Source organism: Mucilaginibacter angelicae, assembly GCF_042434235.1.
GTDB lineage: Bacteria > Bacteroidota > Bacteroidia > Sphingobacteriales > Sphingobacteriaceae > Mucilaginibacter > Mucilaginibacter angelicae.
Genome location: NZ_JBHLTS010000021.1, coordinates 324699 through 338789, shown reverse-complemented (window position 1 = coordinate 338789; position 14091 = coordinate 324699). Strand labels below are relative to the sequence as shown.

7 protein-coding genes are annotated in these 14091 nt (G+C 43.8%); 4 read left to right on the top strand and 3 right to left on the bottom strand.

Features of this window, described 5'->3' with window-relative positions; translation table 11 throughout:
• The first annotated feature begins 6 nt into the window (after positions 1-6).
• From ACFFGT_RS11095 to ACFFGT_RS11080, 4 genes are all read left to right on the top strand, one after another.
• Entirely contained in the window at positions 7-1614 is a 1608-nt protein-coding gene (locus ACFFGT_RS11095; RefSeq protein WP_377022595.1) for a RagB/SusD family nutrient uptake outer membrane protein, read from the top strand.
• A 34-nt stretch (positions 1615-1648) separates the two neighbouring features.
• Complete coding sequence (locus tag ACFFGT_RS11090) at positions 1649-2881, top strand: glycan-binding surface protein (RefSeq protein WP_377022594.1); 1233 nt, start codon at positions 1649-1651, stop codon at positions 2879-2881.
• 320 nt (positions 2882-3201) lie between these two features.
• Positions 3202-4935, top strand: coding sequence for an alpha-L-arabinofuranosidase family protein (locus tag ACFFGT_RS11085; protein WP_377022593.1), 1734 nt, complete (start codon positions 3202-3204; stop codon positions 4933-4935).
• A 166-nt stretch (positions 4936-5101) separates the two neighbouring features.
• Positions 5102-7753: a glycoside hydrolase family 2 protein gene (locus tag ACFFGT_RS11080; protein ID WP_377022592.1), complete on the top strand. Its 2652-nt coding sequence runs from the start codon at positions 5102-5104 to the stop codon at positions 7751-7753.
• 259 nt (positions 7754-8012) lie between these two features.
• Here ACFFGT_RS11080 and ACFFGT_RS11075 read toward each other — a convergent pair whose 3' ends face one another.
• Genes ACFFGT_RS11075 through ACFFGT_RS11065 form a run of 3 tightly spaced genes read right to left on the bottom strand, consistent with a single transcriptional unit; the run spans position 8013 to position 13851 of the window.
• Complete coding sequence (locus tag ACFFGT_RS11075; protein WP_377022591.1) at positions 8013-10421, bottom strand: glycoside hydrolase family 2 TIM barrel-domain containing protein; 2409 nt, start codon at positions 10419-10421, stop codon at positions 8013-8015.
• A gap of 13 nt (positions 10422-10434) precedes the next feature.
• A complete protein-coding gene (locus tag ACFFGT_RS11070) occupies positions 10435-12591 on the bottom strand; it encodes a glycoside hydrolase family 3 C-terminal domain-containing protein (protein WP_377022590.1) in 2157 nt (718 codons plus the stop codon).
• A gap of 57 nt (positions 12592-12648) precedes the next feature.
• Positions 12649-13851: a glycoside hydrolase family 5 protein gene (locus ACFFGT_RS11065; protein WP_377022589.1), complete on the bottom strand. Its 1203-nt coding sequence runs from the start codon at positions 13849-13851 to the stop codon at positions 12649-12651.
• Positions 13852-14091: the final 240 nt, after the last annotated feature.

Below are 14091 nucleotides of genomic sequence, written 5' to 3'. Positions count from 1 at the left end.
AAGATTATGAAACGCATTAAAATAAATATAGCCCTGCTGGTTATCAGTATTATTATGATAAGCAGCTGCAAAAAAGATTACCTTAACCGACCACCTTTAACCGGTATTACTACCGATAATTTTTATAAAAGCGGTTCAGATTTAAGATTGGCTACAGCCACGCTGTATGCCCAGCCCTGGGCCGGCTGGAACAATTTCCCGTTGCTGGGTATCGGTGATATCATGAGCGGCAATATGCTGCAGCCATATAATGCCGATCTGGTTCAATTTACGTCCTTTTCCATTACACCTCAAAATAGCTATCTGGCCCAGTCATGGACAAGTTTTTATGACGTAGTAGCACATTGTAATATCAACATTAAAGCTATTAATACTAAAATGCCTGATAGCGTAGCCGTAAAAAGTAAGACAGGCGCACTTGGCGAAATTAAGTTTATTCGGGCCACATCTTATTTTTACCTGGCCCAGTTATGGGGAGCAGTGCCCATTATTGAAGATAATGACAAGCTGATAGCCAACCCATTGGTGCCGCGTCATAAGCTTACCGATGTTTACAAGTTTATTATCAATGATTTAAGATATGCCGTAGCCAATTTACCAAAAACGGATCAGCCGGGTCGTGTAACTACATGGTCTGCCCAGGGTATGCTGGCAAAGGTATATTTAACCAGGGCAGGTTTGGGCCAAAATGGCTCACGCAACCAATCTGATCTGGATAGCGCGGCATATTATGCAGGTAGCGTTTGCAATACCAGCGGCTTAACACTTTTACCAAGCTACTACAATCTTTTCAGAACTCAGTTTAATGACAATCCCGAGTCATTATTTGCTTTCCAATGGGCACCTGGTGTAGGGTACGGACAAGGCAATGCTATACAAACTCAATTTGCGCCAAGCAGCAGCCTTGTAACCGGCGGAGGTGGCTGGGGTGGAGCTATTGGCCCCACGATAGACCTTGCAAACCAATATACCACGCAAGACTCTGTACGTCGCAAAGCCACGTTTATGCTTACAGGCGATAAATATCCTGAGCTAAATGCAGCGGGGGGCGGATATACCGCTACAGGCGTAAATGTTAAAAAACACGTGGTTGGTACCGCTGCCGATAATAATTCGCCTACTATGGACCTTTGGTCGTCAATTGAGCATAATGCTGTATTGCGCCTGGCTGATGTGTATTTAATATATGCCGAAGCTTTATTAGGCAACAATGCTTCTACTACCAATGCCATCGCCTTACAATACTTTAACGCGGTACGCACCAGGGCTGGAGTTGATAAAGTTACTATGCTTACTCCTGATGTTATCATGAACGAAAGACGAATTGAGCTGGCATTTGAAGGCCAGTATTGGTTTGATTTGGTGCGCCTTTCCTATTATAACCCGCAGAAAGCGATTTCGATAATCCGTGTACAAATTACTCCTACTAATAGTCAGAATAACTCTATGCCCCGAACGCAATTTAGTTATGATCCGGCTACAGGAATCAAAACACCAGCAGCTAATAGTTTAATATTTACGCCGCCCAGCATAAATACGTTTACCCTGCCCATACCGGCAAATGATCAAACAGCAGATCCTAAGTTGCTGGAGGCACCGGTACCTTATTATTAGTCGTATTCAGAATCATCAGATAATTCTTAAAATCATGAAAAAATCAAATTATCATATCAAAAGCTGCCTGTTGCTTGCCTTGCTTGCTACCATTGTATTTATACAATCGGGCTGTAAAAAGGATGCGTCATCATCATCAAAAGGTACCCCGGTTATTACCGCTATACGCAATTATGTAGCTCATCCCGGCGATTCGCTTTTAACCAGTGTGGGTACCGGCCAGTGGGTAGTAATTTCCGGTAAGAATTTAAAAGGCGCACTCGCTATTAATTTTGATGGTGTAAAAGCTTCCTTCAACGATGCCTGGTTTTCTGATACCAGTGCAATCGCACTTATACCGGCAGTTATTGCCTTCCCTTCTGTACCTTCAGATAAGCTGAATACTATACAATATATTACCAATCATGGTCAAACCACGTTTTCGTTCCCTATTGTTGCCCCGGCACCCACTATTTCGGGCATTTCAGACGAAAGCGCCAACCCGGGAGATTCGGTTAAAATTAACGGGCTTAGCTTCTTCTTTATTAAAAGTGTTAACTACGGCGGCGTTGATATTACCAGCTATAAACCCTCAAATGATGGTACATCCATTAGCCTGGCAGTTCCGGCCGGTTTAACCAAGGGCGGTCCTGTAACAGTAACTACCAAGTCGGGCACTGCTACCACTACATACAATGTACATGATTTTGTAACCGGTGTATTTTGTAACTGGGATAATATCAACACCTATCCATGGGGCTCGGATACGCAAAACAGCTCAGCCGATTTTCCTGGTAATACGGGTTATTATAACGTGCTTACTGCTACTAACCTTACACCATTTGATAACGCCTGGTACAATGGTGGCCGTGGTGTTAATATGAATGGGGCGCAATGGGTACCGGCTGCTGATATTGGTGCAAGCCTGGATAGTTATGCCGTTAAATTCGAAATCTCTGTTCCGAAAACTACCCCCTGGGTCAACGGCACTATTTACGTGGCAGTAAATTACGGCTTTACCTATATAGCTACATATGCCCCATGGAAAAATGCCAGCGGCTCATCAACGCCATTCACCACAACCGGCTGGCAAACGGTAACTATCCCGTTATCCAGCTTCAGGACAAATAATGGCACAGGTACGCAGGTTGCATCAATAACCGACCTGATAGGTGCAAGTGGTAATAATGGTATGAATATCTGGTATATGAATGATGGAGCAACCCCGGTTAAGTCATTTAAAATGGCCATCGATAACATCAGGGTAGTAAAAATCAAATTAAAATAAGTAAAGAGAGTTAGTTGAATATAAGTGAATGCCTGGGGCTTTAACAGGAGGCCCCGGCATTTTTTACAACAAACTCTTCAGGTTTTATCCCGTCTGAAAAAATCATGCACACGGGGCTAACCGAGGTTAAAATCTTTAAAATGGTTATTGAAAATATCAGGATAGCCCAAATTAAACAAGAGAGAGATCCAGTTGATTATAAGTGAATGTCAGGGGCTTTAACAGGGCCCCGGCATTTTTTCACTTCACAAACTTTCAAATCTCATCAGCCTTATGATAGGGTATGATTATCTATAGTTAAGAAACTTAAAGAAATGAATATGAATAAAGTTTATAATAAAGGCATCGGCTTCCTGGTTTGCACAATCGTGTTGTTTTCATGTAAGAGCGGCAAAAACGATGTTACCCCGGTAAAAACCGATACCACTGCAACCACCAAAATCACTCCGCAAACAGACCCCGTAATTGCCAAATCTGCCGGTTACTTTCTGGATGACTGGATGTCTAAAACGTTTACCGCCCCTGCATATGCAAATATTGCCCAGCCAAGCGCAAATGCGACTGCAACAATTAATGTAGACTATAGCAATGTGATCACCAAGGTTTCAAAATATTTGTTCGGCAACAATACCAATCCATATATGAGCCAGATTGTTACCGAGCCTGTTTTACTAAATAATATTAAGGCTTTGTCGCCCAATATTCTCCGCTTTCCGGGTGGAAGCATCAGTGATGGTTATTTTTGGAACGGGAAAGTACCCGCCGACGCACCTGCTACCCAGCATGACTCAAACGGCAACCCTGTTGCAGCGGGCTACTGGGTGGGCACTAATACAGACAGTTGGACACTCTCTTTAGATAATTATTACAGCGCCCTGCAGCAAACGAACAGCACCGGTATCATTACCATTAATTATGCTTATGCCCGTTATGGCACAAGCGCCCATCCGGACCAGACTGCCGCCCATCTGGCAGCCAATTGGGTACGTTATGATAAAGGCCGCACCAAATACTGGGAAATCGGCAATGAAAATGATGGTCCCTGGGAGGGTGGATGGAGAATTGACCTTACACAAAATAAAGATGGCCAGCCGGAAACTATTACCGGCGCTTTATATGGTAAACACTTTAAAGTATTTGCTGATTCGATGCGTAAGGCTGCAACCGAGGTAGGCTCGCAGATCAAAATTGGCGCCCAACTTGTAGGAACCGACCCGGTTAATGCCTGGAACGCTGTTGACAAAACATGGAACTCGGGTCTGTTTGCCTCGGCCGGCGATTATGCTGATTTTTATATAGTGCATGATTACTTTACCGGATCTGACAATGAAACAGCTGCTACTATTCTCAACTCGCCGGTAAAGGAATCAAAAGCGATCATGGACTGGATGACCACCACCACTACACAAGGCGGGGTACCTTTAAAACCAATTGCACTAACGGAATGGAACATTTTTGCAACAGGTTCAAAACAAATGGTATCTAACGTGGCGGGAATCCACGCTACAATGGTTTTAGGCGAATTGCTTAAAAACCAGTTTGGAATGGCCAGCAGATGGGACCTTGCAAACGGCTGGTCAAACGGCGATGACCACGGGATGTTTAACCAGGGCGATGAGCCTGATGGCATAGCTAAATGGAACCCAAGGCCGGCGTTTTATTACATGTATTATTTTCAGAAATATTTTGGCGACAAGATGGTGAGTTCTTCAGTTCAAAACAGCACAGATGTATTGAGTTATGCTTCATCATTCACCTCGGGAGAAGCCGGAGTAGTTATTGTTAATAAAGGTACAGCAACGCAAACGGTAAGTATCAACATAAAAAACTTTGCTGCAGGAAATCGCTACTACTATTACACATTTACCGGTGGAACAGATAACGGAGAGTTTTCACGGAAGGTATATATCAACGGCAATGGCCCTGACGGAGCTGCCGGAGGGCCATCAAATTATTCAAAACTTAATGCCAGCTCATCAACCATTCAGGGCGGAATTAAAGTTTCAGTACCTCCAATGTCGGTAGTATTTTTAGTTGCCGACGGAAAGAAATAATAAAAATTGATTAAAATTAAAGACCGGGTAATACGGGCTTCAGTACTTTATAGGCTGAATATCCATATTACCCGGACTTTTTATTAACTGTAATCCCAAAAGACAAAGGCAGCAAAACAAAGATTAAGATCGTTAACAAGCGTTCAAAATAAACAGGCCCGTTTTTATGATAAATATCCTCCTTAGAATTAAGACTTTCACATTTATACTTCTCATCGTACCTGCAATAGATTCTTTTGCTCAACCCCAATCCGGTAAAAAAGGATCATCGCCTGATGGAAGCGTTGAACAAATTGTTATTGCCTCTCAGCTAAAGCCGGCAAGAACAAAAATCAACTTTAACCGGAGCTGGAAATTTCAGTTAGGAGACCAATCGGGTGCCGAACATAGTAACTTTAATGACGATCAATGGCAAAATATAGGACTCCCCCATTCCTTTAGTATCCCTTATTTTATGTCGCCGGATTTTTATGTGGGCTATGGCTGGTACAGGAAACATTTTGTACTGCCGCCCGGCTATCAGCGCAAAAAGCTTTTTTTAGAGTTTGAGGCTGTTTTTCAACAAGCAGAAATTTTTGTAAATGATAAAGCCGTCGGAGAGCATAAAGGAGGCTATACCGGCTTTTCAATTGATATATCTGCTGCGGTCAGGGAAGGTGATAATGTTGTAGCCGTAAGGGTAAATAATATCTGGAACCCGGGCCTTGCCCCAAGGGCCGGAGAGCATGTTTTTTCGGGGGGGATTTACAGGGATGTTTCGCTTATAATTACGAACCCTGTTCACGTTGACTGGTATGGTACATTTATCCAGACACCTGTGGTATCTGAAAAAGAAGCTGCTGTAAATATCAAAACCGAAGTAAAAAATGCAGGGAATACCGATCAGACCATTCAAATAAAAACCAATATCATTACCCCCCAGGGAAAGGTTGTGGCTACCATTACTTCGGCCAAAAAGATCCCTGCTCAAACTGTCGGGCATATTGAGCAGTTAAGCAAACCTGTTTTAAATCCACAACTGTGGGATCCGGATCACCCTTACCTGTACAAAGCCGTTACGACGCTCCTTATTAATAATAAAATAACCGACGAGTACCAGACACCATTTGGCATACGCTCGATAAAATGGACCGCCGATAAAGGATTTTTCCTTAACGGCAAACATTTGTACCTGCGTGGCGCAAACGTACACCAGGACCATGCAGGATGGGGGGATGCGGTTACAAACGCCGGTTTCTTCCGGGATGTTAAGATGGTAAAAGAAGCGGGGTTCAATTTCATTCGAGGTTCTCACTATCCTCATGATCCTTCTTTTGCAGAAGCCTGTGACCGCCTCGGAGTTTTGCTTTGGTCGGAAAACCCATTTTGGGGAATTGGAGGCAGCGACAAAACACCGGAAGGATATTGGAACAGCAGCGCCTACCCTACCAATGACAGGGATACTGCCGCTTTTGAAGCAAGCGTAAAACAGCAATTGCAGGAGATGATCCGCATTTATCGTAATCATCCGTCGATTGCAATATGGAGCATGTCTAATGAGCCTTTTTTTACAGCTCCTCAAACCATGCAATCGACAAAAAAGTTGCTTAAAAATTTGGTTGATCTGTCGCATTTACTGGACCCATCCCGCAACGCTGCAATTGGCGGCGCGCAACGACCGCTGGATACCAACAGGATCGACAAGATCGGCGATGTGGCAGGCTATAATGGAGATGGCGGTTTGATATCGATATTTCAAAATCCGGGGATCCCTAACATGGTTTCGGAGTATGGCAGTACATTAGCCGACAGACCGGGAAATTATGAACCAGGATGGGGCGACCTTTCAAAAGATAATGGCAAAGCTATTCATGACTGGAGAAGCGGGCAATCATTATGGTGCGCATTTGATCATGGCTCAATTGCAGGATCAAGCATGGGTAAATTAGGCATCATTGATTATTTCAGAATCCCCAAAAGGGCCTGGTATTGGTACCGCAATGAGTATAGTCACATCCCCCCTCCCGAATGGCCGCAAAACGGAATTCCCGCTAAACTGAAACTGGAAGCTGACCGGTTAAGTGCTGCTTCTGACGGAACGGAAGATATTAAGCTAAATGTAACGGTGCTTGACATTAATGGAAAAACAATAAGCAATAACCCGCCTGTTGAACTAAAGGTTATTTCGGGTCCCGGAGAGTTTCCTACAGGTAGTTCCATCAGGTTTGCAGAGGGCAGTGACATCCGCATTATGGATGGTCGGGCTTCCATTGAATACAGATCATGGTACGCCGGCAACACAACAATCGAGGCAAGTTCTCCGGGCCTGCAATCAGCGCATCTGCAAATCCAATTTACAGGTAGTGTTCCCTATAAAAAAGGCATAACCCCACCCTCTCCGGAACGGCCATACGTACGGTTCAGTGCAGAACGGAAGGCAGTTCAACAAACTTTCGGGCGTAACAATCCGGCTTTTGCCAGCAGCTCCCAACCACAGCATCCGGCAGGTTTCGCGGCCGATGGAGACTTAAAAACATGGTGGCAGCCTCTTGAAACTGATAGCAATGCCCAATGGATCCTGGATACCGAAAAAAGGTTAGGTATTTCCCACATAAAGATCACCTTCCCGGGCAAAGATGTTTATCAATATAAAATTGAAATTGCAGATAGCAAAGACAACTGGAAAGTAATTGCCGACTTTATGAACAACGGAGAAAGCATATCAGAAAAGCAACTTGAATTGCCTAAACTTCCTGGGAGTTTTATGAGGATAAGTTTTAAAGACCCCAAAATCGCAAAGATCTCTGAAGTTGAGGTTACGGGAGAAGTACTTAAATAACGTGAGTTTGGGATAAGAAAAATTATCGCTAATAATAAAAAATGTCATTTCGATAGAGCGACGGGGCAACTGAGGGATGGCGCGAAAGAGAAATCTTCTACGCCCTGCAAAACGGCATGCATGGTTTAAATACAAGGCATAGAAGATTTCTCCTCACCCCCGACGCACATTTCCCCGCTGGTTCGTTCGAAATGACATTAAGGTTTTCTTATCCAGAACCCACGTTAAATAATGGGTTGGTTAAAACGCATCACCCTGGTTAATTCCCACGTGCTTTAATAGCTAAAGTTGCTTCAGAAAGATCTGCCGAAGTAACTGCAAGGTTAATATCACCGGCATTATGGGTGCTCCTGATAACAACCATCGCCTGTCCGTGCCATGCTTTGCGCGAGCTGCCTGTGTATGAATCAAAATCTTTTAGATCGGCATTATCAACGCCGGCTATTGTCCCCGGCCCATCAATCTTAAAATGCAAACGATTTGCCGCATTCGGTTGAATTACGCCGTTTTCATCCGTTATTTCAATTCTTACGTATGACAGATCCTGCCCATTGGTCAATATTTCTTTGCGATCGGCAATTAGTTTGATCTTTGCGGCATGGCCGGAGGTTTGCAGAATTGCGGATGCTGTTTCCTTATCATTTTCGACAGCGACTGCCTTAAGGTCTCCGGATGCGTAAGGCACCGAAAAAGTAGCTTTATATTCCTGCTCTTCTGTTGTTGGCTTTTCACCGAGAAGTTTACCATTGAGGTAAAGCCTTACTTTCGGATACCTTGAATATACCTCTACGTCAATATTCCTTCCCTCAAAACCAGGCCAGGTCCAGCTTTCCCAGGTAGGCCATACCGACCACCAGGTTTCTTTAATTTCCAGTGGTTCCGGCCTGGGTTCGCGGACAGCCATGTATAGCTTCTCCTTATCATTGTACAGCAGGCTTCGGTAATGAGATATGGGCTTTCTCCATCCCGTTAAATCTATATCGCCGCAATAAGCACCGTGCCAGGGAAAAAAATCATTTTCCCAATGTTCTCCGGGCACATCGCCCGAATAATACCAGCGGCCAATTCCAGACTCGCCTAAATAATCTATCGCTGTCCATACAAAATCGCCAATAATACAACTGTTGTTTTGCACCAGCTTCCAATTGGCAAAAGCATCCCTCGGATAGGATTCTGTCTGAAAAATAACGCGGGAAGGAACCCTTTTATGATCGGCAGGTGCACCTTGCAGCTGATAATTATAACCGCAAACGTCATGAGCCGCCATAAGCGGATCCAACGATTCCCAGTCATTGCCCCACTTTACAATTGCCGATGTTACAGGCCTTGTGCTATCGATACTTTTAACAATGCCCGCAAGCATTTTAGCGGTCGTAACGGCTTCGGGTTTATTTCTCTCAACCACTTCATTACCAATACTCCACATAAAAATTGATGGGTGGTTCCTGTCGCGTAGCACCATTGTTTCCAGATCAATTTTCGACCACTTATCAAAATATACCGAATAATCGTGTTTATTTTTACCAATTCTCCAGCCATCAAAAGCCTCATCAATAACTAATAAACCTAACCTGTCACAAGCGTCCAAAAAGGCTTCGGAAGGGGGATTATGAGAAGTTCTTACAGCGTTAAACCCGGCGGCTTTTAACAACTCCACCTTTCGTTCCTCAGCCCGGTCAAAAGCCGCGGCACCAAGGCAGCCATTATCGTGATGCGCACACCCACCACTTATCTTGACAGTTTTACCGTTAAGCTGGAAACCATGCTCAGCTGTAAACTTTAAGGACCGGATCCCAAAAGCAGTCTTTGTTTCATCTACGATGTCATTGCCTTTTAACACCTGGATCTGAGCCTGGTATAAGCTGGGGCTTTCCGGTGTCCAAAGCAGGGGCTTTGATACTTTTATAGTTTGTAAGACATCCTTTTCACTGTGGGCCGGTAATTCCAACTTTATAATGTTATCCCCCCCGTTTTTAACCTGTCCCAACAGTAGTCGGGTGTTAATAACGATCTTTTGCAAAAAGTCGGTTTCGTTCTTTATTGTAGACTTAACCTGCACAGATGCCTGTTTTGAAGATACCTCAGGCGTTGTAATCGCTACTCCCCAATCGGCTACGTGTAAGGGATTGGCAATATTCATCCACACATGGCGGTAAATCCCCGAGCCACTGTACCACCTGCTGTTTATTTGTTGTGAATTATCTACACGTACAGCTATCACATTTTCTTTGTTAAAATCCAGATAGGGTGACAGATCATACCTAAATGAAGAATAACCATAAGGGCGGATGCCGAGTGATTTCCCATTGATAAACACCTCTGAATTCATGTAGACGCCTTCAAAATAAATGGAAATGCTTTTGCCTTTCCATTCACCGGGAGCCTTGAACGTTTTCCTGTACCAACCGATACCGGCAGGAAAGTAACCGCCTGCACCACCTGTTGGGTTTTTAGGGTTTATCTTTCCTTCAATACTCCAATCATGCGGCAGGTCGAGACTGCGCCAACCCGTATCGCTGAAATCCGGTAACCTGGCCAGCGTATCATCGCCCAGCTTAAATTTCCAATTGTAATCAAACAGTTGTTTTCGTTCAACACCACTCCGGGTTTGAGCGAAACTCAACATACTGCCGGCCCAAAGCAAGATGGCTATAGTTATTGCTTTCATAAAAATGATATACTTATTTAACTGCAATTTTTGTTTTCAGAATAATATTACGGGATGAATTACCCAAGTCAAGGATATATTCACCGGCTTCCGCATTCCATGCCTTTTTTGACTCATCGTAAAACGCCAGGTCGGCAACTTTCACCTGCATTTCTATCGTCTTGGATTCGCCGGGTTTTAAAAATATCTTTTCGAAAGCTTTAAGCTCTTTTTCAGGGCGAAATACCGAACAAACCGGGTCGCTTACATATAACTGTACAACTTCGGCACCGGACCTGCTTCCTTTATTTTTGATCGTAAACTTTGCATGGATTGTTTCATCTTTTTTATAGCTTGATTTATCTGTCGAGAGTTTACTGAAAGAAAAATCAGTATAAGAAAGCCCATAGCCAAATGCGAATTGCGGCTCTATTTTTTTAGTGTCGTACCAGCGATATCCAACCAGTATGCCTTCTTTATAATCAGCCGTAAGGCCCTTACCGGGATATGTATCCAGGTTAAACGCAGGTGAATCATGTAATGAAACCGGGAAGGTAAACGGCAGCTTGCCCGACGGATTAATAACACCCTTTAATACATCGGCCAGTGCGTTACCGGCTTCTGATCCGTTAAACCACGACCAGACAATAGTATGATTTGATTTTTTAATTTCATTCAGATCATATGGCGCACCGGCCATAATAACGATAATGGTATTAGGGTTAACGGCACTCACTGCATTAACCAGGGCCTGCTCTCCAAAAGGCAGTTCCAGGCTTTTACGGTCATGACCCTCACTCTCATATTCACGATTTGAACCCACGCACAAAATGGCAACATCGCTCTTTTTTGCGAGCGCCACGGCCTCATCAATCAAGCTCTGATCTGGTTTATCATAGCCACGGTTTTGTTCGTCTGTTTTACTTGCCAGGTAGTTTGCTTTATAGCCCTGGGCAAAGCTGATACTGGTTGTTTTGCCGAACCTTGATTTTATACCAGCTAACGCGGTAACCTCGTATTTAGCCTTTACACCCGCGCCGTAGCCACCTAAAGCAAATGTACGGACTGCATTATCGCCTATAACAGCAATGCTTTTGATTGCGCTTGTTTTTAAAGGCAATAAATGACTGTCGTTTTTTAGCAGAACGATAGATTCTGATGCAATTTCGTAGGCGGTTTTGGCATGTTCAGGCGTAGCTATTGTCCCCTTAGGATGATTAGCACTCATGGAGGTATGGTACATCAACCATAAAATCCGGCTCACTTTGTCATCAATGTTTTTTACAGAAACCTGGCCTGCTTTCACTGCTGCTAACAAGGGCTTGGCAAAATACCACTGATCATACGGTCCGCTCGACCCCATTTCAATGTCAAGGCCATTGTTTGCTGCGGCAACCGTATGATGCGTCCCGGCCCAGTCAGACATGACCACGCCTTTAAAGCCCCATTCATTTTTTAGTACTTTATTTAGTAAGAAATCATTTTCGGAGCACCAATAACCATTTAGCTTATTATAGGCCGACATAATAGTGTAAGCATTGCCCTGCTGTATGGCAGCTTTAAACGCCGGGAAATAAATTTCGCGTAAAGCCCTTTCATCAACTAAGGTATTTACACTATCACGGTTAAGCTCCTGGTTATTAGCGGCAAAATGCTTTATACAGGCTGCCACATGCTGGCTTTGAATCCCCTTTACAGATTGAATGGCCAACTGGCCGTTTAAATAAGGATCTTCGGAGTAATACTCATAGGTGCGGCCGCAAAGGGGCATCCTGCAAATATTAAATGCCGGTGCAAGCATTACAATTTTTTTACGGGCGTTCGCTTCCTCCCCTATCACCACCCCGTACTTATTAGCCATTAAGGGGTTCCAGGTAGCGGCTATTGCCGAACCATTGGGTAAAAACGTGGCAGAATCAGTTGTCCAGTTAGCCGAAGCCCAATCAAAACGCTTTATTTCTTCACGGACACCTAAGGGCCCATCATCGCATGTGAGTTCCGGGATACCCAAACGGGGTACGCCTGCAGAGGAAAATAAAGCATTACCATGCAACATTGCTATCTTCTCTTCAAGTGTCATTTTCCTGATGATACTGCTGATCTTTGCTTTAAGGGCCGCCTCACTTTTACTTTGTGCCGAAACTTTGCCGAACAAAAAAAGTACTATAATACAGGCAATTGTATATTTCATAAATATTATTTCTTTGGGTTTTTCGTTTATATGGAGTTGTGGGGTAAACCAATTGGATTAATTGGCTCCGGCTATAATGGCATTAATTGTACGCTGATCGAGCACCTTATTATTCCGCCTGTCTATCGCTATACCTATATCCCAAAAAAATGGTTTAAGGCCATTAGCAATAGCTTGCCGGGTTGTAAATTTTATCCAGTAATCTACGGCATCATTGTGTGCTGCTAAATCTTTGGGGGCAGTTCGTCTGTAAGCACCGTATTCTCCCATCAAAACGGGAATACCTTTATCCACAAATTTTGTTTTCATCAGCTGAAAGGCGCTCTTAACTTCAGCTTCTTCTCCATATGTCGGGTTTCTTGAAGGATCTGATGACGAGTGATGACCGCTTCCCCAATAATAAAACATACGGCCCCATGATTCATCTTTCTGCAAAAGGCAAAAATTGAAAGGAGAATAGTAATGTACCTCGACCATCAACCGGTCAGCAACCGGATCAGTTGGCAGGGTATACATCAGCTTGTTTGTTTTGGGAATATCAGTACCTGGCCCCTGAACAATCAATACCCTGTAAGTATTTCGGCCGCCCGTTGCCCTTACCGCATCAACAAAAGTTTGATGGTATGAAAGCAACACAGCCATTTGGGCAGCATCATTTGTGTTGGGCTCATTAGCGCTTGCAAACATCAGGTGTTCATCAAAATCGCGCATAGCTGTAGCTATCTGCTCCCAAAATGCTTTTTGCCTGGCATTAACAGAATCCTTTTTAGCCGGAGTACAATTATTCTCGAGCCAGCCCCCATCCCAATGGATATTGAGTAAAACATACATGTCGTTTTTTACACAATATCCCACTACCTGTTTCACCCGGTTTAACCAGGCATCCTGTATTTTGGCGCTCTTTTTGTCGGCATATTGATCCCATGCACAGGGGATGCGAATAGCGTTAAACCCGCTCCGCTTTACAAATTTGATATAGTTTTCTGTGATTAAAGGGTTGCCCCAGCCAGTTTCCCCGCCGGGAGCTTCCATCGTATTACCGATATTCCAGCCTAACTTTATGTGGGCCGCCTGTTGCACCGCAGTATTGCCCATTCCCGTCATATCCGGGGCTTTCGGTGATGTGTTATACGACGGATAGATAGTGCTGACAACAGTTGTATCCTTTATGGGCTTTTTATTAACGGCTCCGGCATTAGCTTTCGCCGATAAGCAAATCGAAAAAACAGCAGAGGTACACAATAGTATACGTTTTAACATAGTATTAATTAAGCAGGTTACAATATAATTGGCTGTGACCAATGCCGACTTTAAATTGCAACCTGCAATTCAAAATCGGCTGTTGATTTACCGGACTAAGCTAAGGAACCCTTGTGCAATCGATTGTTTACAAATAGGGGCACAAATGTTAAGACAAACTATCATACTTATTTACAGTATTTTAAACTATAAAATACTGTAAATAAGCAAGCCAAAATCTAAAACAAGGGAAGGAAAATT

What these genes read in the sequence shown, in the direction of transcription:
- ACFFGT_RS11070 (WP_377022590.1), bottom strand. Translation starts at nt 12,591, where the DNA reads ATGAAATATACAATTGCCTGTATTATAGTACTTTTTTTGTTCGGCAAA.
- ACFFGT_RS11065 (WP_377022589.1), bottom strand. Translation starts at nt 13,851, where the DNA reads ATGTTAAAACGTATACTATTGTGTACCTCTGCTGTTTTTTCGATTTGC.
- ACFFGT_RS11095 (WP_377022595.1), top strand. Translation starts at nt 7, where the DNA reads ATGAAACGCATTAAAATAAATATAGCCCTGCTGGTTATCAGTATTATT.
- ACFFGT_RS11085 (WP_377022593.1), top strand. Translation starts at nt 3,202, where the DNA reads ATGAATAAAGTTTATAATAAAGGCATCGGCTTCCTGGTTTGCACAATC.
- ACFFGT_RS11090 (WP_377022594.1), top strand. Translation starts at nt 1,649, where the DNA reads ATGAAAAAATCAAATTATCATATCAAAAGCTGCCTGTTGCTTGCCTTG.
- ACFFGT_RS11075 (WP_377022591.1), bottom strand. Translation starts at nt 10,421, where the DNA reads ATGAAAGCAATAACTATAGCCATCTTGCTTTGGGCCGGCAGTATGTTG.
- ACFFGT_RS11080 (WP_377022592.1), top strand. Translation starts at nt 5,102, where the DNA reads ATGATAAATATCCTCCTTAGAATTAAGACTTTCACATTTATACTTCTC.